Raw genomic sequence first — 23,681 nt, forward strand, 5'->3', positions numbered from 1 at the left:
ATAGCTCGTTAGCGAAGTTTACTGACAAACATTCGTAATTTATATGCCACTCTCTCTTTCAAAGGTAAGTTTTTTTTAACGATCTCTATTCGCTCCGGGGATTTCGGGATCGACTGGTAGCGCCATTGACTCTCGTAAGCTGTCACTACCTTTTTTAATACTCCCGGCTGATTAATAAACCCTTTGAAAATTCGATCAAACTCAGCGTTATCGATATGCTGCTTGTATTTACTCTTCTGTTTGAGCGCTTTGCAACGCTCTACAAACACATCTCTCTGCTCAACTTTGTGTTCGTCACAAAACGTTTGGATCTGCTCAACAAAAGCCAGCTTAAATTTTTCGAAGATTGCTGGCGGAATAAATGAGTAACTAGAGGTTCCCTCTTTAACTCTTTGTAAATATAGATCCATATCATACTGCAATGATTCAAGGTTAAGTTGGTTAAACCAGCGCTTGAACTCTAATCCCTCAAGGGTGTATGAGGTGTTAACTCGCGGAGTATCTAAATTAATGGGCTCTATACCAACTTGAGACAAAAAGTCTTCAACTAAATTTTCATTTTTGAAGCACTGCTTACTGTAGGGACGTAAAATGAACCTTTCGCGTCCAATCTTTTTTATTAACCGGTCTAGTATCTCTAGTTGATACGCCCTTGGCGTAGCGGGTAGTCCAAAGGCATGCACTTGCCCATGCCTCTTCACTCCTTGATTATAAGAAGATTCCGCTACTTCCAACGGAAAGCGAAGGTAACCGATGAAAATTGCTTCAGGTATGCTTTCTGCTAGCTGCTCCATTCTCTTAAAAAAGAATTCAGAAGACAGTATCAATACATCACTCTTTGAACTAGAAAACTCTTTCATAAGCGATGATACTTTTTGAGTATCTAATACGAAATCATCGTCTTTTTGTGAAAATAAAGAATAAAGGTTACCTGAACTAACGCCATTTTCGTCTAGCTCATGCTCTGGATAAAAAACACCCTTGCTATTTAAATAATCTCTGTTGTCACTTAACCACTTTTGAATAGCAGATGTACCCGACTTCGGCGGCCCGATATGTATAAAAACTTTCTTCATGCATGACTTCTATGAATTCAAATCCATTGAGGAATGTCGCAGACTAACTTAATTTTATTGGATATTCTTTGAATATTTTATGAAATTGAAGTGAGTTGCGGCAAGACTCGAACCTCTTGCCGCGATGGTTTACTGCTTGCGTGCCCCAACCGAGGAAGCTAAGTGAAGAACTATATCAAGTGTAGAATGCAAAGACGCTTCAAGCTCCTTGATTTTCTCTACGCTTAAACCTGATAAAGACTGCTTTACCTCAGTCGTAGAGATATCTTTTGTTCTATCAAGGTAAACTACTTCGCAAAACGCTTTAAGCTCGTCAAATTTACCTTCCCAATCATTGCCCATACCAAATATATCAATATTGTATTTTTTGACGTCTTCCGCTTTCTGTTCCCATGTATTTTCGGGAATAACTTCATCGACGTACTGTGACGCTAATAGAATATTTTTTCTCTCTTCGTATGAATAGAAAGACTTTTTACCCTTAAGTGCGTTGAACTCGTCGGTTGAGAGCCCAACAACAAGTCTGTCGCCCAATGCTCTTAATCTACGTAACAAGTTAACATGACCCACATGGAAAAGATCAAACGTACCGTAGGTTAGCACTGTTTTACCCACTTTGGGCACTGGAGTCACCAAGTCTTCCATCTTTATTTCATGACGGTAACGCAGGTACTTTTCATCGCGTATAGGATAAACGCCTTGCTGCTTAAGCTGCTCTATTTCAGGAAGAAAGTGATCGAAGTTCATGTGCCGCATAACGATGGCTTCATCTGTTCTAAAGCCACTGCGGGCAAAATACCCCGAATAGTCCCTTATGCCTTTTGCAGTAAATGGACCGAACTCATAGTCTTTGAGAGGATATAGGCCGTCTAACTCAATATAACGCTTGGGAAAGCAATCTCGAAAATATTTAGTTTTATAGTGAAGTACCGTTTTTCCTTCAACCGTTTCGCGCTTACCTACAAATACATCAATTTGCAGATAGATATCTTGCTTACATATTTCTGAAGATGTTTGGTTAGTACAATAGAACTGGAAAAGCCCAGGCATGTCGCGCTCTTTCAAGTACACACCTAAACTCTCTAGCTCAGGTGCAACTTGCGCAAGCTTTTCTTCGAAAAACTCTTCAATCATAACATCGATATCATCATCCCAAGGGATAAGACCTCTATGACGAACAGCCCCAAGCATTGTCCCCGAATGCATAAAAAACTCTATGCCATGTCTATCGAGTACCTCTTTGAACACTTTAAACATACGGTAGTAGCTTGAAACATATCCATTGCCAAGTATCACACGGCTGAAAAAGTCATCTAGCGTAACCGACTGACCGTTAACTGCTTCCATCACATCCTCAAAATAGTATTCCTGCGCGCAGGTATTTCTCATATTACTGTCATGGAAGTGTAACACTTTGTCTTGTTGTCGACTAGAACTTGTAAGGCAAGCGACTTACACAGAAACTTTTACTTTGGGGAATTAGTCATTAAGAATTTTTTGTAAGCAGACCTCAAAAATTCGGGCTGAATCGACCTTAATACCCTTGCATGCCCAGAATAGTAATCTTCGAGTTCCAATTCTTGTCTGCTCACCGACAGTTGCCATTCAACATTATTATTTAATATTGCTCTAATACTCTCGTATACAGGTAGTCTGGTGTTATCAAGGTGTTCATAATCACCTTTAAGGTCTCGTGATTTTTGGCCCAACAGCCCTAAAATATTAGAAGCTATGTGACTCAAAACTTTGCGTTTGGGGTGGTTCATGGAGTAAAAAAGAATATCATTGCGCCAATTTTGTTCAATATAGTCACTGACAGTTACATCACATTCTTCTTCTCGCCTTTTTAACTCATTAATGCTTGCCATAGCATTTGCTAATACAAACTCTTGAGTATATTGCGACTTATCGGTTGCCGCATCCACGGCTTTTTGAACTGCATTAACAGGATCTTCCATGAAAAATGCTAAAAAGTTTGCATCGTGATAGTCACAAAATTTAGTTACATGAGGTTCACCAGCTCGAAAATAAACGACTTCAGGCATGTACCCGGAAAAATAAGCGTTAGGGATTCGTACAACTTTCCCACCCGCTTTCAAGTGATTTGCTAAATTAGACGAAGCAAAAATACCATGACTCTCGCCGACATTTTGTGTGATAAAAAGGTCTAGTTCGCCAAGCAACTTTTCTATATCTTCCCAATCCCCTTGCCGCAACTCAAAGGAAGGCTTGGGAAAGGGAACAAATTCCCAGCTTTCTGCAAATTCAGCGTTAGTTTGCAAAATATTGCCTAGAGGATTCGCTTGGCAATTGCCATAAACGCTGTACTTCTTCTTAACTACAGGTTTACTGCTTTGAGTATCTGCTTTGGATGTTGATAGGTTCTCTTTAAGCTTGGGGGAAACAACGTCGTTTTCGTTACTTTCCGTTTTAACGTTTGTAGAGGAAAGCCCCAGTACTTTTTTTAGATAAGACAGCATTTACACTTCCATTTAATCAACACCAAGTATCATGCAGATACTCTTTAAGCTTTTTTACACGCATTACCTCCTCTTCATTGAGGTATGCAGATATATCGATTTTATTGGGTTGCGGGGGTTTATTTAATAAAGGGTCCCACAGTTGTTCAGGTCTTGCTTCAGCCTCGCTGGGCTGAGCATCAAGATTAACATTGCTTTCGACACCAATAAACTCAAATATGCTCTGCATTGTGTCCAACGCATGCTCAGTTAGTTCCGAGTATGGGACTACTAAAATTTTTCTTCCCTGAACTATATGATGGCGTACGATATCATCAATCTCACGGAAGTATGCAAGATAATCTTCAAGTGGTTTATTCAACCACTGTATTTGAGGTGACTCTCTATCAACACCGAGCGAAATTTCTTTTTCGAAACGCTTTCTGTGCGAAGCGATAATCTCAGATGGCTCCCTTGTACATACAAGCACTTTTGCATTGGGGAATACATTGTAGATCTCTGGCAAACTTCTGATATGTGCAGGCGTTTTTTCCACTAAGCACTTTTTCCCTAAGTTTTGCCATGCAAAATAAAAAAAGGTTCTGAGTAATGGTCCATACTGCCTGGCATCCCAGATTTTAGGGCGGTCTTCTTGATAAAGGTACTCAGTAGGAAGACCTCTAGCGTCGGCTAGTCGGTTTGCTTCAACGATAGGTTGAATTTTATTTTGAAATGCGTCCCAGTTTTTTTGGCCAACATACAAGCGCATTTCGTAGTTTTCAGGGCACGAGTCTTCAAGCAGAAGCCACGGTTTGTTGAAGCAAAAAGTTTCAACGGTTGCCTCAGAGAAATCACAAAATGCACTGTGATTGCTTACCTGCTGAAACAGTAAACTTGTACCGCTTCTTTCAGGGCCAACAACAAATACAGGCGCATTGTCGTTAGCCCAGTTTTCTAATAACTTTAAGTAGAGAGTGTCTTGCATGGCAACTCCGAAAACAACGTTTTAAATTCCTTAATGAATCTTTCGTTATACTTTCGAAATGTTGCAATTGAATTACGATGTAGTTCTGCAGTGCGCTCAGGAGTAAGTTCGTTTAGCGCTTCAACCATGCAATTAACCGATGCAAAATTGTGGAAACTATCTGTACCGTTTATCCCAACCATCGCATCTTCTGTAGCCAGTAACGCTTTTCCATAAGAAAGCGCCTCTAGTGATTTTATTTTAAGCCCGGTTCCGCCGACCATGGGATTAATCGCAATATCAATTAAACGATAAAACTCGTCCAAATCATCTACTAAACCTACGACGTCGAATATCTCGTTTATTGGAGAGAAGGCTTTACACACTGTTCCCCCTAACAAGAAACTAAATTGTTGCATTAATGCTGGGTTTGCCATTACTGCGTCTTGGAAAACACGCAAACTTTCTACATTGAAAGGGTTCCCAGAACCTATGTAGCCAATTACAATTTTTTCACGCGATAGGTTTACTAAAGGCTGAAAAGGTACGCAATACCCCATAACAGCTACAGGTGTTTCAGTAATACTTTGAAAATAATTCTTTTCTTCATCTTGAATAGCTAAAACAAGGTCGGCTCGCTCTAGTGCGTAAGCTTCAAGCTCTTTTGTAGTGTAGAACCATACTGGCTCTAAACCGGCTTCCTTAGCTACGATATGCCGGTCGCCAAACACATCGTGTGTGTCAATAACTTTGTAGGTTTGTTCGGGCAAAACATCTAACACTTTCGAGAACCAGACATAGTTGACTAAGCAAACGTCAAAAGACCAGGTTTCGCAAAGTTTATCTACATAGTCAGACACTCTATTATCGTACCAATCATCAATGTCGAAGTATTCGCCGAAGGAAGGCTCAGCAGCAGGACCTTGCGGTTGTACAAAGTGAAAATAATCCCATTGATTTTCCATATCTCTTCGTTGCGTTTCGCTCAGTCCTTCCATACCGAAATACAGAAAATGAACTTGATAACCACAAAGTTGAAACATTCGATTTAGGCGATAAATACGCGCACTATTTCCTTGGAACTGAGGATGCGATGGTATGGGCGATACAATTAAAACAGTTTTGCTCACAGCACTTCCCCTTTCCAATAAACCGCAAGATCTGAAATAGAAACGTTTAGTGCACGATCGAAAACTTGCACTGACGTTTGGGGAACAATGAAAAGCTCAACTAATTCACCTTCACTTTCAGTAAAGTGATTAATCGCAATTTCACTTCCCGCGCTCGCATCAAGATCTTTTTTAAGCACACCGTTTAAAAAACACTTGAGCCCGACCCGCTTCATACCATCCGCAACAGAAAATACATTGAATTTCACGGTATAAAAACCGATAGCCCTTAACGGTATAAATAGTCTAACCCCTTTACTACCAACCCAGCGCCAGTAATTAGTTCCATCAGTTTCAATTGGATACATCCCAATGTTGACTAATTTATCTAGGTAATACCAGCGTCTTGCATGGGTAATATAGTCTTTGGTTTGCTTAGCTAGCTTATCGCTACTTTCTGTTAGTTCCGGCCAAAACTGTTGTGCAAACTTAGGTAAAGAACAACTAAACTCTGCCACTTCATTATCCGCAGCCAATAAAGCTCTTACAGATTTTAAGAGCGTATTATTTGGTACAAACCAGCAATAACCAGAAGCACTGCTAGCGTTCAACGGTTCTAGTAGGTTGGTTAGCGGAAAATAACCGTATTTTTCGCACCATGAGATGATGCTTTCCACACTGCTGTTAGACACTTTTCCACTAATTAGTGGCCGATGCTTTTGAACTGATTTATTCATTCCATCAAGTAAAGGCAACGTTAGTTCACTTAATGAAACCCAACTGATGTTTGCTCTGCCATTTAAATAGTTATCTGGTGTTCTTAGTTTTATCCTTTCTGCCTTTGTTGCTAAGCGCTCAAAACCCGCCTCAACACGAGGTGTAATGAATACATCTCTTTCCGTTGTGCTAAAGCACAAAGGTTGAACACCTGCAGCTTTGCTGGCTTCGACATATTCTAAACCGTATTTTTGACAAAGTGAGTAGTTGGCCAGATACGCTATTCTCGCTCCCGCAGCCATGGCAAGCACTGAAATAATGCTTTGTGGCATGGTGTCTAGGACTACTTCGCCGACATTAGGTAAGCTGCGTAGAAACGCAGAGGTGGTAAGAATATCAACATTTATTTTATGGTGAGTAGCCGCAACGTCTAATGGGGAAGAAACGCTGCTAACATTGTTATGCATTGCTTTCTCCTATCTGATTAGAACGCTCTTTTTTGTCGTAAAGCCACATAAGCTCACTCGCACCGTTATTATAAACTTCAGGGTTTTTATTCACCATCCAAGAGCGCTTTGTGGCAGAGAAAACCCAATACTCGGAGTTGGGAGCATCATCTAGATTCATATCAATATCAAGCGGCCCTGCAACGCTTTTATCCACGGAGAACCCTGCCGCAACGAGAAGCTGCTTTATGTTTTTTCGCTCTAGGCTGTACTCAGTCGTTAATTTATGCGGCACGTGTAATGAAAGTACGAGCTTAGCACCTATTGCCATTACCCTGTTTAGGTTAGCAAGCCACTTTACCGGCGCAACAGCCAAGTCAGATAAACAGCCTTCAACTACTGCGGCGGGATACAAATTCTCACTCAATTCAACGTTAAAATCGTTCAGAGTAGCAGTGTGAATTTGCTCATGGGCATAGCCTAATAGCGACGTAAGAACTGAGTTATGGTGCACTGCATTGTTTGAAATGCTTGCAACTGCGGTAACATTTGTTGGCAGTAAATTAGCTTGCCACCATAGGTTACAGGCATCGTTACTTATCGTGTTTTTACTCTGCCAATCTAGTATCTGCTGCTCAGGCAGGTAATCAAACAATCGGTTATTCAATGCACTAGTGCTAAATGAAGTGTTATCTTGCAGCTTTGCAGCCTCGTGCAGATATGCTTGCGCTGTTACATTAATACTATGCGTTCTTTCAACCCACTTTTGCGCATTTTTACCAATTTGTACTCTGTAGTGCCTATCAGAAATGAGTTTCTGTAGTTCATTTGATAGGTTGTAGTTAAAGTTTTCGTCCCATTCTAACTTCACCGCACAATCGTCTGGTAACTCACCAAAAGGCCCAATATTAACTACAACACAACATAACCCCATCCCCATGGCGCGTGTTAATGTACCAGACGACTCACCTCCTGTTGGGTAACGTAAATTAACGATAAAGTCAGAGGCCAGCATGTATTTAAAGAATTCATCTTCATTCAAAAAGCCCGTTACAATTACGTTGTCAGACAAACCGCTATCGGCTATATCTTGATAAACATCGTACTCGTGGGGCTTACATTGACCGGCAAGCACATAGGTAAAATCGAGACCTTGTTTTTTTAAATCCGAAAGCGCCGCCAATACGGCTTTTATCTGCTTTGCCTTCGCAATAAAGCCCATTGAAGTAATTACTGGCTTATTACCTGCTAGGCCTAGCTCGCCACGGTACTGCATTTTTAGCTTCGGTTGATAATGGCGCGCTGCAGGCGAAAAATGATGAGGCACGATTTTTACATGTTTATGCCCTAGTGCAGCTATCTTGTCAGCAGAATACTTCGAATGCACTAAAATACGTTCGGCAGCACTTATAATGCTAGCGTTCATCATTAGCTCATGAGGCATAAACTTGCCTTTCCAGCCAAACTTTGACAGCTGCTGCCCAATAACAACGCCCGATTCACCGTAGTTATTTTGCAGTGCTAACGTGTAACCGCTTTTGTCGCCTTGCGATAAGTTAGTTAGGTCGATGAGATAATGTAAATTAAGATCGTGTACCACCACAAGTCCAGGCTTTGAAAGTAACACTGGAAGCATATACTGTGTATCAGGGTTATTACCTACGTGATATATGTGCGGAACACTCGCATACTTGTGCTGCTGCCACATATATTCTTCTAAATGCAATACTGTTACATTGGCTGATATTCCTTTGGGCGTTGGGTGCGTATTTTCCACAACAACCGTGACTTTTGTTGTTTTGGAAAAATAGGGGATTTGCTCAGCAAAATAATCAGCTATGCCATTAGGCTTGGGGGGCAGTGGGCAAAACACCACTACCTGTGGTGGTACGTCTATCATTACTTCCCTGACTCTAACTGCTTTTTGATATAGTCGAATTCTCTTTGCATTCGCTCGTTTTGAATAGCAAGTAGCGCATCCATTCTTCGTTCCACCTCAACAGAAAACTCGCCCAACACGTCTGTAAAGCTACTTTTAAGCGATATAGGTTGTGCTGTGACACGCTTTCCGTTGATGTAGACATGGGCCTCGCGTGCCTCTGCTGAAAATGGCAACATATCGAGTTGCAGTGTAAACCCATGACAACCGTTACCAATGCCAGCGGCAACGAGGTCTTCACGCAAGGTAGCAGCTTTAGTTTTCGCAAGCACTTTGTCGCCGGTTTTAAGCACCACTTCACATGGCGCCGACGGATTAGCAGAATTTAGTGCCCAACCGGCCACTACATCGCTTGATACTGTATCAATGTGGTAATTCAGCTCGCCCTTACCGAGTAAGCGCTTTACTAAGTTTTTTAATTTTCTTTTCATGTATTTTTACGTCCATTCCATGTATGTCGTAATGTTACATCAAAAGAAATAACGGTTCATTAATATGTTATTCAATGTACCATTTACTGTGCTTGTGAACGGTGTCGCTGCTTAACATTTCTTGCTTGGTAAACCATTTATATTTTCCATGCTGAGCATTAGGAAGCGTATTTATATCGATGTCACAAATTATCTTGTAACCTAGTACAACGTAGTGTGTAGATATTCCCTCGCCAAACACAAAGTCTTCGTAAAAATGCTCATACGGGCCCAAGAACTCAGCTTGGCCACGAGAAAATTCTGTTCCGAGCTCAGCTAAGGTTAAACGCTTGAAAGCATTATCCATGCTTTCACTTTTCAAAATACGACCACCAGGTACAAACCAATAACCTTGAGCAGGGCGGTTATTTCTGTAACCAAGTAAAATCTGGCCATGTTTATCTTCTATCAACAGGTCGATAGATATCAGTGGGGTGCAATCAATAATTGTTGTGAAGGTATCTTTTTCAAGAAACGCCATATCTATGATCCAAATATAAAAACACCGGGCAAGCCCGGTGCATTTTTTAAGGTAATAAATTTACCCTCTGAAGTTATCTTGGTTTGCTAAAAACCAGTCAAACGCATGCTTTAGGCCACTTTCAAGGTTATAGGTATGCTTCCAGCCTAATGCCCGAAGTCGCGACACGTCCATCAGTTTTCTAGGCGTACCATCAGGCTTACTGGTATCCCATTTAATTTCACCATCAAAACCCGTTACTTTCGCTACTGTTTCTACCAACTCGCGAATAGTACAGTCTTCACCTGTGCCAACATTGATGTGACTAAGCATTGGCTGGGTGTTGGCTTGATATGTTTCATTATCAAGCTCCATTACGTGCACACTCGCTGCTGCCATATCGTCAACATGCAAAAACTCGCGCATTGGCGTACCGCTGCCCCATGCAACTACTTCGCTATCGCCGCGCTGTGCTGCTTCGTAAAAACGGCGTAACAATGCTGGTATAACGTGCGAATTTTCTGGGTGGAAGTTATCGTTAGGGCCGTACAAATTTGTAGGCATTACGGAGCGATAATCGCGACCATACTGACGGTTGTAGCTCTCACAAAGCTTAATACCTGCAATTTTTGCGATTGCATATGGCTCGTTAGTTTCCTCGAGTGTACCCGTTAGTAAGGCCTTTTCAGTCATAGGCTGTTCTGCCAATTTGGGATAAATACAACTAGAACCCAAGAACAACAGCTTTTGCACATCATTCGCGTGAGCGGCATGAATGATATTCGCTTCTATCATCAAGTTTTCATAAATAAACTCAGCGGGATAGGTATTATTAGCATGTATACCGCCTACTTTTGCTGCCGCTAAATATACTTCATCAATATTGTTTGCTGCGAAAAAATCACTCACCGCTTGTTGATTAATTAAGTTCAATTCGGTGCGTGTTTGCGTAATGAGCTTTACGTCACTTCGCTTTTCTAATTTTCTTACTATAGCCGCACCAACCATACCCCGATGGCCGGCAACAAAAACAGTCTTCATATTACTTCTCATTAGTTCCCTAAAAGTCGGGCAATTATTAATAATTAAACTCGATTAATCAAACCTTGAAAACACTTTCCTTCTGATACAAACAAAAAGTACAGATAAACAATATAATGCGTTTATTTCATTAAAGGTACTGCAACTCGATTGTCGCGATACTCACGACAGCACTATAAAGGTGCCATAAAAATCTGGATTCAAAACCTCGGCACTTTTGTGAATTACCCTTTCACTATCTGGCCTTTATATATAATTGGCGGCTCTCCGGCTTCGCCGTCTATTGTCTCCAATGTACTTTCAAAACTCGCAAAAACCTGCTCTGCCACGGTAGTCCCATAAAAAGTGCTAACAAAAGACTTTAAAATGTTATTCACCATAAAGCGTGAAACATGTCGCACACAACCATCATCAGTGCCATAGACTGGATATGGGAGATGGCATCCAACCCACTTAATAATTTCAAATGAGGGCCAGTACCAAACATTTTGACTTCCGTCTAAAGTCTCCATGTACTCATTAATCGCAACTCGAAGTGTGGATTTAGAAACACAGTCTGCTGTAACGCATGACTTTCCGCTAAAAGTAGCTTTAAGCGGTACGGGTGACAATGTAAATACAATAGGAGCGTTTTTATTCACTTCACGAATTATCTGAACAATTGATGAGAGGTTTTCGCTGTTTTCAGCGACTGTAGACATTCGAAAGTGATGACGCCCAGTCTCAAATATATGTTCTGGAACTCCTCGCCAAAATACTCGACTAGTTTCTTTGTCTTCCCACACCTCTGCTAGGCCCAATGTAAAGACAAAACAACTTGCTTCACTAATCGCCTTCTTTATACTCTTCTGCTCTAATTCTGGCTGCCAGTCTACTAAAGAGCCTTTGTCATCTCGTGTATAAGCAAAACCTTTGGCAGTTTCTTGTCCATAAACGGCCCAATGAAAAAAGTCTCTCAGAGCAAACGTATTATTAAGACCTGATGGGATCCAGAAGGAGTCTGATGATAAACCGGCTTCACCTAAAAAGTGCCTAAGTTCAGCGGCAAAACATGAACCAATAGCAACAACACTTCCACTATTATTTAAAACTGGTTTTTCAGGAAGGCTGTCTAAACAATATTCAGCGATAAGCTTTTCAACATTGAGGAAGTCGCCTTTTGCAACGGGATATTTCTTAATATCGCCCGTATGCCAAACAGACTCCCCCCAAGAAGCAGGGCCACTGCCGTCTCTCACTGGGGCTAAGCTTCCTATTTCACCATTATTGTTCTTCATTTTTCTCTCAACTCCTTTAATTTATCGAACCCAAGCGTCCTAATTGGTCAATAGCAGCGTATTCAGACAACTAGGTGTCCGCCTTATCTATTTCAGCTAATAAACTTAAGCCTAACTTGTCTACGAAAGGTTTTTCTAACATTTGAAAGTGATTAAAACCTAGATGATGAACTTTAAAATTGCCATTCACTAGAAGCGACCAGCAAACTTCCGGGTTATGTTGAAATCCCAGTGTACCTTGAGTCTTATCGGCCCAAAAGAAAGAAACATCGCCCTCATATTCTACTGCCTTATATTCTTCTCTTGCTCTCGCGTTATTATCCCATACCTTTTTCATCTGCGGATCTGATGGAACAATATCTCGTGGAGGTTTTGGTGACTCTGTCTTTTCTGATTCTTGCTTTAGTATTTTAACTTTTGCCAAGTGTTCAGATGAAAAAGGTGTAGGCTTTCGAGTAGCCTGATAACTAGCGTTTTCAATTTCTTTTAACAATAAAGATGGGCTTCGCGGGTCAACTAACCCCAAGAAAGCTACAGATTCTCCAGAACGCTGAATTTGCTGAGCCATTTCGTAAGCTATGATTCCTCCCAGACACATACCACCAATAAAGTATGGTCCATTCGGCTGTACACGCTTCATTTCTTGTATATAAAACTCAGCCATTTCTTCAAATGTTCTAAGAGTACTTGTCCCCTTAACTAATCCCTGAGACTGTATTCCATAGAAAGGACGTTCTCCAGCAAAACAGTTTGCCAACGAAACGTATCCAATTACATTTCCCCCAGCAGGGTGTACAAAAAAGAAAGGGGAGCCTTCTCCTGTTTTTTGTAACAATATTAATGAACTATTCTCTGGGTCTTGTCCTTGCAACCGTGCACAAATTTGTTCAGCTAAATCTTCTATTGTTCGCCTGTTAACAACAAACTCAGATAGAGCCAACTGAATGTTATAGCGAGATTCAATATCGCAAGAAAGCGTAAGATAATCTAGTGAGTCTAAAGGAAGCTCTGAAAACACATCGGCAGCATGAGGGGCACTTGTTATCAATTGCGAACATTGCATTATCGAATTAGTTAGCCAAGCGACAATTCCTTTTTGAGCCGTATTTAATGAGTTTATTTTTGCGCCTATGTCTTTTTTGCCGCTACAACCTTCAAGGACAGTTTGCTTACTCCACATGAAATTTAATTTTTTATCGCGATAATCATCCCTACAGGCACCTCGCTGCAATTTTCCGCTTGACGTTTTTAAAATAGTTCCTTTTGAGACAACAACGAAATCATAAAGTATTAAACCACAGACCTCAAAAACCGATTCAGCACAGCATCGATATAATTCACTACAATCTACACCATCAGATTTTACTTCACAAACAAGCACTAGACGCTCTTTGTCGAAAACATCAATTGAAAAAGCGACACACCCTCCACCTTGCTTTATTGAGGAATGGCAGTTCTCCACTGCCCATTCGATATCTTGCGGCCAATAGTTTACACCATCAATAATGATCAAATCTTTCAACCTTCCAGTTATATAAAGCTCGCCCTCATGCACGAACCCTAAGTCACCGGTTCTCAGGAAATGCCGACTATCACTTTGATGTTCCTCCAATTTAGCCATAAATGTTTGAATGGTAGCCCCAGCATTGTTCCAGTAACCACTAGCAACGCCCTCACTCGTTATCCAAACTTCACCCACTTCATTGTTTTTCCTCCGTGTCTTTTTATCTGGATCAACTACAATAACGGAAGTGTTTTTTACCGGTAAACCGCAAGAAACTATATCTTTTACTCCATTATCAGCACTGCTCTGCATTATTTTAACAGTATTATTTTTTAGCGCTTGAGAGCACACACTAAGCGTTTTGGGTTTAGTAAATGGTTTCTTGACTGTCGCTACAAGTGTATTTTCAGCTAACCCATAGGCAGGCGAAAGTGCTGTGTCGGAAAACCCATATCGAGAGAAAGTTTCAAAAAATTTTAACAACACGTAGGGTTTAATTGGTTCCGCGCCCAGCGCTGCAACTTGCCATGAACTCAAATCGACGCCGCTGAGCTCGGCCTCTTTTATTTTTTTTATGCATAATTCATGTGCAAAACTGGGAGCGTGACTGTGGGTAGCTTTATAACGACTTACTGTTTGAAACCAAAGTGCAGGCCGTTTTATAAATGTACTAGGAGACATAAATACACAAAGTGTGCCGTTGAATAGTGGAAGCAGCAAGCCTTCAACTAACCCATAATCATGAAAGTGCGGCATCCATGTGGCGCTAATTGATTGTGGGTTATATGCACATGAATCCTGAATGGTTTCTAAGTGCTTTATAAGGGTCCCGTGACTTATCACAACGCCCTTTGGCAATGATGTTGACCCTGAGGTATATTGTAAATAAGCAACAGATGAACTTCTATTTTCGAAAAAACATTTGTCATAGTCCGTCTGAAAACCCTGCGGAATAGTCACCCAACTAATTTTCTCAGCGAAGTTATTAAGACTCGGCGCACAGGCTTCCCGTGTAGCAGGCGTGGTAAGAATAAGGCTTACATCTGCATCTTTCACTATATTCATGACTCTAGATAAGAGGCGTGCTTTAAGAGTGGCATCTAAGCCAGGTACGGGTATGGCAACAACGCCTGCTTTCAAACAAGCTAAAAAAGTAACTACAAACTCGATCCCTTGAGGGTAAACGAGGATAGCTCTAGAGCCAGCGTAACCATAACGAGTCAGATATTCAGCTGCTTGCTTTACTCTCGAGTGTAGAGCGTAATAAGTAACGATTTCTTGTTCAAGGCCTTGCTCGTTTAGGAAGATATAAGCGGGTATATCAGGTTTTTCTGAAGATAAACGCGTCAAAATATGATTAAGCGATTCATACAACACAATTTCTAGTCCTTTACTAGCTAGCTTTTCTAAAGCCGAATTCTCTTCTTATTTTTAAGCGTTTTCTTATCAGCACATAGTCTCAAGCCTATCAACATTGAAACCTGACGCTACTAACAAAGGTATAGCATGATAACACAGTGATATGAATTGATGCTGATCTATAAGGTTTCTACTTTTAAGTTTGATAATAAATGCTTGTGGTATTCCTAGCTTATATGCAGGAGACATTCTAGCTATAAATCTAGCGACCTCTTCAAATTCACTGTTATTCATTTTAATGCACAGCGCATCTATATCGCCGTAAAAACGAGCTTCGTCTAGAGGAATGCGCTGGTCATCAAGCTTTTTAAATTTCAATCCATTTTTTAAAATATAATGAAGGAATGCGGCCTCGCAAGGGAACTTAGGCTCAATATTTTGTAGACGAAAAAAGGGAACATCACGCTTTTTATAATTTTTAATCTCGTGCCAACGCTCCTTTAAAATGTGCTCTAGGTCTTCTCGAGAAGTTGGACAACCTACAAGTTCGGAGGGAAAAGGAAATCGATTAAGACCTGCGAACTCAAGGTCGCAGTCGCTTAAATCAGGGCAGTCCAACGGCCAATATTCATCTAAACGGTCATAATAGAAAGGTAATATTTGGAAATAGAACTTGCTCCAAATTTCTGCGGTCTCTCTCCCCCCACCATAAAACATATCTGATTGAATAAAGAGGAACTGATTATTTTCGTCTGCTTGTTTAAATATGTTGATGTCGAGGTTATAGCCTATATCCCAATCTGTTCTTATCTTAAATACAGTTTTATACCTTAATCCAATTCGCTCCTCAGAGCGTTTGAGAAGTTCATACGCTAAATACGCTTTATGCATCTGTAGGGCATGGGGTATCCCCAACTCTTCCTCGTAAAATATATCGTGACTGTCATTGCCAAAAACATTTTCTACAAAAAGTATGTCTTTTACATTTCCTAGGAACTTGACGCTGTCAGAATATCTTGAGTTAGTAACTACAAAGACATCAAAGTTATCAGACAATTTTTTTAATTGCTCACTGTTTTCTTTGGCTAACCTTAGTTCACCTACTAGTAGTATAGCGTTCTCTTTCAATGTAACCTCTCCAAAGGTATATTCACTCTCAACATCTCAATAACAACAATCTTTATTTTCTCAATAATATCCGAACAAAAAGCTAAACCACGTCAAACAAAACTAAAGATACGAACATTAGTTAATGTTAAGGGTTTCTCGGACGACGAACAAAGATTAAACTACATTTAAATACCTATAAATATCATGAATCTTCAATGCTTTTAATAACCTCAGCCGAATATATATCCCAAGAGTTTGCGTCTGAAGTTGGTTTGCTTCCACCGTCTATGTTGCCCATTGCTAATAAGCGCCTATATCAACTTCAATTCGATTTATTAAAAGATTATAAAGGTGATAAGTTTTTATCACTACCCAAGAGTTTTAAGCTAAACGCGTTTGATGAACGAGAGTTGCACAAATTAGGAGTTAAGGTGTTATGGGTTCCAAGTAATATTTCACTTGCAGAGTCAATATTATATTGCTGGAACTCAACAGGAAAATTTTATAAAGAACTTAAAATACTTCACGGCGATACGCTTTTTACAGATATAAACCTTAGCATCAAAGATTGCATATCCGTCCACAAGAACGATGGTTTCTACCCGAGAGCAACAATATCTTTAGATACTTTTATTGTTGGTGAACGTCTATGGGCTTCAAAAGACGACCTTGTAGCTTCTGGATACTTCAGTTTTTCGCAACCCGCTACGTTTATAAAAAACATCTTAGACAGTAATCATAATTTTGAAAGTGCTGTTAAAACATACACTGATAAGCAAAAGATTGAGATTCTAACTAATGGGGTTTGGTATGACTTTGGTCATCTTAATAGCTACTTTAGATCTAGAGCTCAAATGACAACGCAAAGGGCTTTTAATCAACTGCACATCTCAGAGTTTTCAGTTGAAAAGTATAGTGACCAGCACAAAAAAATAGAAGCGGAGAGTAACTGGTTTTGCTCCATTCCATACTCAATAAAAAGCTATACTCCCAACTTGATCAATCCAAAAATTTATTCTTCAGACAATAAAAGAGGATATTCTCTCGAATACTTATACCTGCTAACTTTGAACGACCTTTATGTGTTCAGTAAACTTACGATTGCGGAATGGAAGTTTATATTTTCTACTTTGAACTTAATGCTGAGAAAGTTCAGTAAGATAAAGAAGACGTTTACTGAATATGATAAAGCGACAGCTGAAAGTTTGTATCTTGACAAGACATTACGTAGACTCAACGCTTTTAGCGGACAACATCCCCCCGTCATAAAAGACCGTTATTACGTGGCTACTTTAGGAAAAAAAGTAAGCTTAGAAGAAATAGCAAAACATACTGCAAATTTTATCGGTAAGGTGAACGAAGAAAGGTTTTGCTTTATTCATGGAGATTTGTGCTTTAGTAACATATTTTTTGACTTTCGAAGCCATAATCTAAAGCTAATTGACCCTAGAGGCATTGATGAGAAAGGTAAGTCATCTGTATATGGTGATCAGCGTTACGATGTTGCAAAGCTTTACCAATCGTTCGTAGGGGGATACGATTTTATCATTGCCGGTCGTTACAGTATTTCTCTCTCAGCAGAAGATGCTCCCAAAATTGAAATTTATTCCGATTTACCGCTCTCCGAGTTGCGAGAACTTTTTGTAAAAGAAGTTATTGCTAAGTTCGGGTATTCTGAAATTGAAATATTAGCGATAACAATCCATTTATTTATTTCGATGCTTCCACTCCACTATGATAGTGAAGAAAAACAAAAGGCGTTTGTTTTTAACGTTTATCGACTATTCAACTGGTTTGTTCAAATGGAGCAAGAACTTTCATGATATGTATCCCCATGGCCGGACTGTCTACTCGGTTTGCAAAAGAAGGTTACTCGAAACCCAAATATGAGTTACTAGCTCATGGAAGAACCGTTTTTGAGTGGTCATTATTAGGCTTTAATAAATACTTTAAAACCGAATTATTCGTCTTTATAACGTTAAAAAAGCATAATGCTTTCGAGTTCATCCAAAAAAAATGCAAAGAGCTAGGTATTGCGAATATAAAAATTGTTTGCCTAGAAAATGAAACTAAAGGGCAAGCGGATACGGTTTATCAAGGTATCAACCACGCGATGATAGATGAAAGCGAGCGGCTGGCTATTTTCAATATCGATACTTTTCGCCGTTCGGTTAATTTAGAGAAGTTATCGCAAAATGATAGGATTGGACATTTAGAGACGTTTATTGGCTCTGGTAAAAACTGGAGTAATGTAGTTCCTGATGATAAAGACCAAAATAGAGTTAAGCTAACTGCTGAAAAAAAAGAGCTGTCTCAATATTGCTGTACTGGATTATATTTTTGGGATAAGTACTCATATTTCAAAGAAGCTTTTGAATATTACTTTGAAAGTCTACTTAATGAAGTGACTAATGAAGAACTGTATGTGGCGCCGATGTACAACTATTTCATAGATAAAAATAAATATGTAGCGTTCACAATCATAGATGTTAATGATGTTATTTTTTGTGGCGTGCCACAAGAATATGAAGCGGTTTTGAAGAAAGAAGCTATGTGGGACTAAAGCATTATTACTAGAATGAGTGACATTAAGGGCGACTTTTCAGTCACCCTTAAATTCAAAAAAAGCAGCAAATTACTCTTTAGCAACCGCGACCGAGTAGCCATGCTTCTTCAATAGTGCATGCTGCTTCGCTTTACCAAGGTCGTGTGCAACCATTTCAGCGCACATTTCCTCAACAGTAATTTCTGGAACCCAACCTAGCTTTTCTTTGGCTTTTGTCGGGTCGCCTAGTAGCGTTTCAACTTCTGCTGGGCGGAAATAACGTGGGTCAACTTCTACAATAACGTCGCCCACTTTCACACCTGGTGCAGTTTCATTATCTACTGCCGTTACTGTTGCTACCTCTTTTACGCCTTCTCCCGAAAATTCAACCGTAATACCTGCATTCTCTGCTGACATGCGTACGAATTCGCGAACTGAGATTTGCTTGCCTGTAGCAATAACGAAGTCTTCAGGCTTATCTTGTTGCAACATCATCCACTGCATACGCACATAGTCTTTTGCATGCCCCCAATCGCGAAGTGCATCCATGTTGCCTAGGTAAAGCTTAGACTCTAAACCTTGAGCAATATTAGCGATACCGCGAGTAATTTTACGAGTAACAAACGTTTCGCCACGGCGTGGAGATTCATGGTTAAACAAAATACCGTTACATGCATAAATACCGTAAGACTCGCGATAGTTAACCGCAATCCAATACGCGTACATCTTAGCTACAGCATAAGGCGAACGCGGATGAAACGGCGTAGTCTCTTTTTGCGGAATTTCTTGTACTTCTCCATACAACTCAGACGTAGACGCTTGGTAGAACTTAGTTTTCTTTTCAAGGCCTAAAAAGCGAATGGCTTCTAATAAGCGAAGCGTGCCCATAGCATCCACATCAGCGGTATATTCAGGCGCCTCAAAAGAAACCGCTACGTGAGACTGGGCACCAAGGTTGTACACTTCATCTGGCTGTACTTCTTGCATTATACGGATAAGGTTTGAAGAATCCGTTAAATCACCGTAATGCAAAATAAAGTTAGCATTTTCTACATGTGGATCTTCATAAATATGATCAACACGTTCTGTATTAAACAATGAAGCACGACGCTTAATACCGTGAACTTCATATCCCTTTTCTAATAAAAACTCGGCTAAATATGAGCCGTCCTGGCCGGTTACACCGGTAATAAGTGCTTTTTTCATAAAATCTCTTAATATTAAGTTCTAAAAATTTTTTCAAAGTCTGGAGCATAAGACTTTCTCAACTTATGCATGAAATTATCATAAAAATACTCGTGGGCATCTACATCGTATATTCCGTGTTCGTAAAAAAGCTTTGCTAGGACGGCTATAAACTTAGCTCTAAAGTGCCTTGCCAAACCAATATGCGCGTTTCTTATCTCAAATGGGTCTCGAGGGCTATTCTTTAACTCGGACACTGCAGCTGCTACCGCTTCTTGACTATCCTCACAAACTATAGAGTTATAAGAATTGTACCAAACAGCTCTCCCTCCAAGAGATTTTGTGGAAACCACTGGAACTCCGCACAGCAGATACTCACTAGAAGCGAAACAGGCACCTTCCTCAGCAGACAAAATCAAGCCACAACTAGACTCATTTATTTTTAAACAGACCTCATCAGGAGTTAAAGGGGACTCATTTTTGAATGAGGCAGTAGGGATGTCACTTACTGCAACATTTCCATGGTTGTTACCTGCGACTAAGGCAATATTGTCGACGCCTTTTGCTAAAAAGTGCCGTTTGAAAGCACTTAGTCGACCTACATAAATTGCGTCAAAATGCTTTTCTATATTTGGCAATACTCTCATCACTTTATTTTCGTCAAGCCAAGAGTTCTGATTTATGATTTCACCGCAAAAGCCCTTTTTTTCGAAGTTAACCTTTTCAGCTTGCTCGTTATAAAGAAAGAAAAAGCGCTTTCTATCGAGTTGAAGTTCGTCAAAAATCTCTTCTGCCTGTTTAGCAAAGAATTCGCTGTGATACCATCCGCAGTAAACGAAAAAAAAGTCTGTAGGCTTAAAAAATTTACTATATTGACTCATCCATTCCCAATTGTGTTGAATGTTTTCGATAATAAAAATGCGTAAATTTTCATGTTCAAAATATACACGAAAAGGAAATGCGGGGTTCGGCCATACGTATGTCGGTTTATAACTCATAGCTCTCTCGAAAAATTTTTAATAAATAGTTTTTGTGTACATGGCGACAATTTTGGTCATCAATCCCCGTATTCAAGTACGATTTTTGATAGCTCGATAAACTTGTGATCTAAAGCTTCTTCGGCCAACGCTTTATTTAAAGTTATCAAATCGAGAGGCTCGCCGGTTTCAGCATGAATGCTCAAATGAGTGATGGGTTTTGTAGATTCAAGTGAAACTGTAGGAAGTACCATCTTCCTTGTGTAGTAGCACCAAGGATCAAGTGGGTTCACTACCTTTTCAATAGTTTCGTAGCCACCGCTTTCAGCTCTAAACTTCAAAAATGGAGTATTTGGCCCAATAAAGCACTCTAGAAGGATGTCAACTTTCCGCTTCTGGACTTTCATCGCCAGCTTAAACGGGGTTGATTGATCTACTGTAGCAGGAGTTTCAACTATCACCGGCAAGTTCGTCACATCAATCGAATTGTCTGTACGTGGGTTTTGCTTAGAAGTAATCAAATCAAACAACACCTCAGCATATAGCCGAGCTCCTACTTCAGTGGTGTGGACTACATCACGGAGATATTTGTCTGGTTCTTTTACAAGATATTTATTAAGGTCTATAAATTCCAAGTTGAAATCTTTACAACTTTGACGAACTTGAGAAAAACATTTCCTCTGATTATTTAAGTCATCTTTTCGCGGAAAATTTACCCAAATTACACGAACCCCCTGCTCTGTAAAACACTTATTAAAAGTTGTTAATTTACGCACGCTAAACTCTTTCATGCTGGGCGATAACCAATCAACTATCAATATGTTTGGCGCGTAGTCTGCAATTTCTCTTGAGAATCCATATCCCGCATATTCAAAATGACTGGCTCCTCTTCCAATTTTTATAACTTCATAGTCGTCTTTAGGCAGCAATTCCGTTAGCCTTTGCACGTAACCAGAGTCCCCCTTCTGGGCTGTGACGCTTGCTCCATAGCACAGAATCTTAAGCTTAGCTTTTTCCATAACAAATAGATTTTCCGATAGTTTCGTATAGCTTCATTAGGTTGTCGCTCGTCGACTGTAAATTGCTGTAGTTTGCCAACATCTCGAAAACGTTTTCAGTTATCTCATCCACAATTATTACATTCTTCATTAAAAATTCACTATGCTCGAGTTCATTAAAAGCAGCCAAGTCATCTGAAAAAATAACCGGAATACTCCCAACCGCAATCGATTCCCAAAACCTTAATGTATTAGGACCAGCGCCCTCTGGACAAAGCGAAAATTTAGAGTCAGACAAAATACTGTTGTACCGGAAGGTCTTTTTATGGTGTTCATCGATATGGTGTGCTTCCACCTCTCGATTTAGCACTTGTTCCTCATAAACCACCTTATTAAAATGCCACTCATTACCCAGATCAACGAATACGTCATCACGGCCGCAAGCCTTGGCAGCTTCAAATAGTTTAATTCGACTGTCATCTCGGTAGTGTGGCATGTGGGCACCAATAAACGAAGCAAGTAGCTTTCGTTCATTCATTGGCTTACGCTCCATGCCCTCACTTCTATCTGGCGTTACATAGTTTACTGCTATTAATGGCCAACCATGTAAAGCGAGAGAGGTTCCGATCTCTTCTTGCTTGCTTTCGCTAGTAGAATCTTTGTGTGAAAGGTGAAAATCTGTTACTCCAAGCCACTCAGCTTTTTCTAACATTCTTACCCAGTGGATATGTTGGCATACTGAATGAACTTTAAGGTTGAAGCCTTCCGCTTTTGCTAGTTCTTTATACATAGAGATTAGTGCTTTTACTCTCTCTAGATAGCGCTCTGGAAAACCTTTTTTATCCACGTAAGTTGCCCAAGGTAACGGAACATAAATATTTACTTCTTTATTAGCAACGTCAACATGTTCACCATGTTTGATACCAAGGTGGTTTTCATACGCTTGCTTCTCAGTTGCACAAGGGTACTGCCAGAAATTTAAGTCATCTGGTGAGCTGGCTTTAATGCCTATTTGATCTACATATGTTTCTAGTACAGGAGGGATTAGTCCTGCAACATGCGCAAGCTTATCATTTTTTTCGTATTCGTCTCTTTCTAGTTTCAAAGGCTGTTTAAAATTATAGGCATTTTTGAAAACTATAGTGCTTCCGTTGGCGCGAACGTCAAAATTTGATCCCGCACTGAAAAGCAGTTCAGCGCTATTTAACGCATTTAATAATTCTGAAGTGGATGCCTTTTTGAACTGAAAGTTTGGGTCAGTCGTTTCCAGAGCGCCATTACTTGACTTTTCTTGCTCTGCTTCCTTTATCCACTTTTCCATTGCTTTATTAATTGTAACTTTATTGATTCGAGCAGTACGTTTAGTCCAAATATCAAAATCTAACGTAGCTTCATCAGTAAGTTTCTTTCCTGGATAAACGTACCCTGCGCCGCCTAATATTCTGTCATCAAGCTTTTTGTGGTACGTGCGCATTTCAGTTTCATGAACATGGATGCTTACAAGAAAATCAACAGGATTGAATATTTTCCAACCTTGTGTAGCAAATAGATAAGCAATTTTGTTGTCACACCGTGGTACGCCCATTGGAAAATCCAATTGATGCATGAAGGATGGTGATAACTCTTCTCCCACTCTCATCGCCCAAGTATCTTGCGACCAGTGTGGATTTGGGTGTTTAGATAGACTTTTCCCAAGTAACTCCCAACGAGACAGCGCAATGAAACTCTTTTCAGAAGACAGTACGTCTTCAATAACTGAAAGTGTATCGTTGAAATAAATATCAGAATTACACAATACCGTAACGCCTGCCTGACAGTACTGTTGAGTTAGTTCAATCCAATATTTATATGTCAACCGTTTGCTAATATGAATAATTTCAATATTGTCACTTTCAACAGGGCATTCACAACCATCATCAATTACGACAAAGAGCTTCTTGATTAACTTGTTCTCTGCATTTTTGCCTAAACACAAGTCAATTTCCTTTTGCCTATCTTTATCACCACACTGGTAATAAGGAAAAAATACGTTAATCACAACAACT

Annotated in this window: 19 protein-coding genes and 1 pseudogene; 2 read left to right on the forward strand and 18 right to left on the reverse strand. The window is 40.0% G+C overall.

What is annotated here, in order from left to right; translation table 11 throughout:
• Positions 1 to 8: 8 nt before the first annotated feature.
• The 14 genes and pseudogenes from C6Y39_RS05410 to C6Y39_RS05470 form a co-directional block, all read right to left on the reverse strand.
• Complete coding sequence (locus tag C6Y39_RS05410; RefSeq protein ID WP_105930287.1) at positions 9 to 1,076, reverse strand: hypothetical protein; 1,068 nt, start codon at positions 1,074 to 1,076, stop codon at positions 9 to 11.
• A gap of 129 nt (positions 1,077 to 1,205) precedes the next feature.
• On the reverse strand, positions 1,206 to 1,721 hold the full coding sequence (tagD, locus tag C6Y39_RS18900; RefSeq protein ID WP_240618818.1) for a glycerol-3-phosphate cytidylyltransferase: 516 nt from the start codon (positions 1,719 to 1,721) through the stop codon (positions 1,206 to 1,208).
• A 444-nt stretch (positions 1,722 to 2,165) separates the two neighbouring features.
• A pseudogene (locus tag C6Y39_RS18945) lies at positions 2,166 to 2,465 on the reverse strand (LicD family protein); the annotation flags it as partial.
• Positions 2,466 to 2,542: 77 nt separating this feature from the next.
• The gene (locus C6Y39_RS05420) at positions 2,543 to 3,556 is read right to left on the reverse strand and encodes a WcbI family polysaccharide biosynthesis putative acetyltransferase (protein WP_105930289.1); all 1,014 of its coding nucleotides are present in this window, start codon (positions 3,554 to 3,556) and stop codon (positions 2,543 to 2,545) included.
• 16 nt (positions 3,557 to 3,572) lie between these two features.
• A complete protein-coding gene (locus C6Y39_RS05425; RefSeq protein ID WP_105930290.1) occupies positions 3,573 to 4,520 on the reverse strand; it encodes a sulfotransferase family protein in 948 nt (315 codons plus the stop codon).
• Positions 4,499 to 5,629 (reverse strand): glycosyltransferase, encoded by a 1,131-nt coding sequence (locus C6Y39_RS05430; RefSeq protein ID WP_105930291.1) that lies wholly within the window; start codon positions 5,627 to 5,629, stop codon positions 4,499 to 4,501. Before C6Y39_RS05430 ends, C6Y39_RS05425 begins: the two co-directional genes overlap by 22 nt.
• A complete protein-coding gene (locus C6Y39_RS05435; protein ID WP_105930292.1) occupies positions 5,626 to 6,792 on the reverse strand; it encodes a hypothetical protein in 1,167 nt (388 codons plus the stop codon). The genes C6Y39_RS05430 and C6Y39_RS05435 overlap by 4 nt, the downstream gene beginning before the upstream one ends.
• A complete protein-coding gene (locus C6Y39_RS05440; protein ID WP_105930293.1) occupies positions 6,785 to 8,671 on the reverse strand; it encodes a glycosyltransferase family 4 protein in 1,887 nt (628 codons plus the stop codon). The genes C6Y39_RS05435 and C6Y39_RS05440 overlap by 8 nt, the downstream gene beginning before the upstream one ends.
• Positions 8,671 to 9,141: a hypothetical protein gene (locus tag C6Y39_RS05445; RefSeq protein WP_105930294.1), complete on the reverse strand. Its 471-nt coding sequence runs from the start codon at positions 9,139 to 9,141 to the stop codon at positions 8,671 to 8,673. Before C6Y39_RS05445 ends, C6Y39_RS05440 begins: the two co-directional genes overlap by 1 nt.
• Positions 9,142 to 9,208: 67 nt before the next feature.
• Positions 9,209 to 9,661 carry a GDP-mannose mannosyl hydrolase gene (locus C6Y39_RS05450; RefSeq protein WP_105930295.1) on the reverse strand — a complete coding sequence of 151 codons (453 nt, stop codon included), beginning with the start codon at positions 9,659 to 9,661 and terminating at the stop codon, positions 9,209 to 9,211.
• A gap of 60 nt (positions 9,662 to 9,721) precedes the next feature.
• Positions 9,722 to 10,693, reverse strand: a complete 972-nt coding sequence (fcl, locus tag C6Y39_RS05455; RefSeq protein ID WP_476692344.1) for a GDP-L-fucose synthase — start codon at positions 10,691 to 10,693, stop codon at positions 9,722 to 9,724.
• A gap of 212 nt (positions 10,694 to 10,905) precedes the next feature.
• Entirely contained in the window at positions 10,906 to 11,958 is a 1,053-nt protein-coding gene (locus tag C6Y39_RS05460; RefSeq protein ID WP_105930297.1) for a GSCFA domain-containing protein, read from the reverse strand.
• Between the two features lie 70 nt (positions 11,959 to 12,028).
• Positions 12,029 to 14,839 (reverse strand): AMP-binding protein, encoded by a 2,811-nt coding sequence (locus C6Y39_RS05465; protein WP_105930298.1) that lies wholly within the window; start codon positions 14,837 to 14,839, stop codon positions 12,029 to 12,031.
• A gap of 69 nt (positions 14,840 to 14,908) precedes the next feature.
• Positions 14,909 to 15,949, reverse strand: coding sequence for a hypothetical protein (locus C6Y39_RS05470; protein WP_105930299.1), 1,041 nt, complete (start codon positions 15,947 to 15,949; stop codon positions 14,909 to 14,911).
• A gap of 197 nt (positions 15,950 to 16,146) precedes the next feature.
• On the opposite strand from C6Y39_RS05470, the gene C6Y39_RS05475 reads away from it, so the two are divergent.
• Together C6Y39_RS05475 and C6Y39_RS05480 are read left to right on the forward strand one after the other, a co-directional pair.
• Positions 16,147 to 17,754, forward strand: a complete 1,608-nt coding sequence (locus C6Y39_RS05475) for an aminoglycoside phosphotransferase family protein (RefSeq protein WP_105930300.1) — start codon at positions 16,147 to 16,149, stop codon at positions 17,752 to 17,754.
• 11 nt (positions 17,755 to 17,765) lie between these two features.
• Positions 17,766 to 18,494, forward strand: a complete 729-nt coding sequence (locus tag C6Y39_RS05480) for a glycosyltransferase family protein (RefSeq protein ID WP_146128594.1) — start codon at positions 17,766 to 17,768, stop codon at positions 18,492 to 18,494.
• A 72-nt stretch (positions 18,495 to 18,566) separates the two neighbouring features.
• Here the strand turns inward: C6Y39_RS05480 and gmd are convergent, their stop codons facing one another.
• The 4 genes from gmd to C6Y39_RS05500 are packed head-to-tail and all read right to left on the reverse strand — an operon-like array spanning position 18,567 to position 23,674.
• Complete coding sequence (gmd, locus tag C6Y39_RS05485; protein ID WP_105930302.1) at positions 18,567 to 19,682, reverse strand: GDP-mannose 4,6-dehydratase; 1,116 nt, start codon at positions 19,680 to 19,682, stop codon at positions 18,567 to 18,569.
• A gap of 14 nt (positions 19,683 to 19,696) precedes the next feature.
• Positions 19,697 to 20,659, reverse strand: coding sequence for a glycosyltransferase (locus C6Y39_RS05490; protein ID WP_105930303.1), 963 nt, complete (start codon positions 20,657 to 20,659; stop codon positions 19,697 to 19,699).
• A gap of 59 nt (positions 20,660 to 20,718) precedes the next feature.
• The gene (locus tag C6Y39_RS05495) at positions 20,719 to 21,657 is read right to left on the reverse strand and encodes an SGNH/GDSL hydrolase family protein (RefSeq protein ID WP_105930304.1); all 939 of its coding nucleotides are present in this window, start codon (positions 21,655 to 21,657) and stop codon (positions 20,719 to 20,721) included.
• Complete coding sequence (locus tag C6Y39_RS05500; protein ID WP_105930305.1) at positions 21,644 to 23,674, reverse strand: exostosin domain-containing protein; 2,031 nt, start codon at positions 23,672 to 23,674, stop codon at positions 21,644 to 21,646. Before C6Y39_RS05500 ends, C6Y39_RS05495 begins: the two co-directional genes overlap by 14 nt.
• Positions 23,675 to 23,681 lie beyond the last annotated feature (7 nt).

Origin of the sequence: Alteromonas gracilis, assembly GCF_002993325.1 — a bacterium.
GTDB classification, from domain to species: Bacteria; Pseudomonadota; Gammaproteobacteria; order Enterobacterales; family Alteromonadaceae; genus Alteromonas; species Alteromonas gracilis.

Bases quoted from the DNA above. Each gene is read 5' to 3' on its own strand.
- C6Y39_RS05420 (WP_105930289.1), bottom strand. From the start codon at position 3,556: ATGCTGTCTTATCTAAAAAAAGTACTGGGGCTTTCCTCTACAAACGTT.
- C6Y39_RS05425 (WP_105930290.1), bottom strand. From the start codon at position 4,520: ATGCAAGACACTCTCTACTTAAAGTTATTAGAAAACTGGGCTAACGAC.
- C6Y39_RS05435 (WP_105930292.1), bottom strand. From the start codon at position 6,792: ATGCATAACAATGTTAGCAGCGTTTCTTCCCCATTAGACGTTGCGGCT.
- C6Y39_RS05490 (WP_105930303.1), bottom strand. From the start codon at position 20,659: ATGAGTTATAAACCGACATACGTATGGCCGAACCCCGCATTTCCTTTT.
- C6Y39_RS05475 (WP_105930300.1), top strand. From the start codon at position 16,147: ATGCTTTTAATAACCTCAGCCGAATATATATCCCAAGAGTTTGCGTCT.
- C6Y39_RS05460 (WP_105930297.1), bottom strand. From the start codon at position 11,958: ATGAAGAACAATAATGGTGAAATAGGAAGCTTAGCCCCAGTGAGAGAC.
- fcl (WP_476692344.1), bottom strand. From the start codon at position 10,693: ATGAGAAGTAATATGAAGACTGTTTTTGTTGCCGGCCATCGGGGTATG.
- C6Y39_RS05445 (WP_105930294.1), bottom strand. From the start codon at position 9,141: ATGAAAAGAAAATTAAAAAACTTAGTAAAGCGCTTACTCGGTAAGGGC.
- C6Y39_RS05495 (WP_105930304.1), bottom strand. From the start codon at position 21,657: ATGGAAAAAGCTAAGCTTAAGATTCTGTGCTATGGAGCAAGCGTCACA.
- gmd (WP_105930302.1), bottom strand. From the start codon at position 19,682: ATGAAAAAAGCACTTATTACCGGTGTAACCGGCCAGGACGGCTCATAT.
- tagD (WP_240618818.1), bottom strand. From the start codon at position 1,721: ATGGAAGACTTGGTGACTCCAGTGCCCAAAGTGGGTAAAACAGTGCTA.
- C6Y39_RS05480 (WP_146128594.1), top strand. From the start codon at position 17,766: ATGGCCGGACTGTCTACTCGGTTTGCAAAAGAAGGTTACTCGAAACCC.
- C6Y39_RS05450 (WP_105930295.1), bottom strand. From the start codon at position 9,661: ATGGCGTTTCTTGAAAAAGATACCTTCACAACAATTATTGATTGCACC.
- C6Y39_RS05440 (WP_105930293.1), bottom strand. From the start codon at position 8,671: ATGATAGACGTACCACCACAGGTAGTGGTGTTTTGCCCACTGCCCCCC.
- C6Y39_RS05410 (WP_105930287.1), bottom strand. From the start codon at position 1,076: ATGAAGAAAGTTTTTATACATATCGGGCCGCCGAAGTCGGGTACATCT.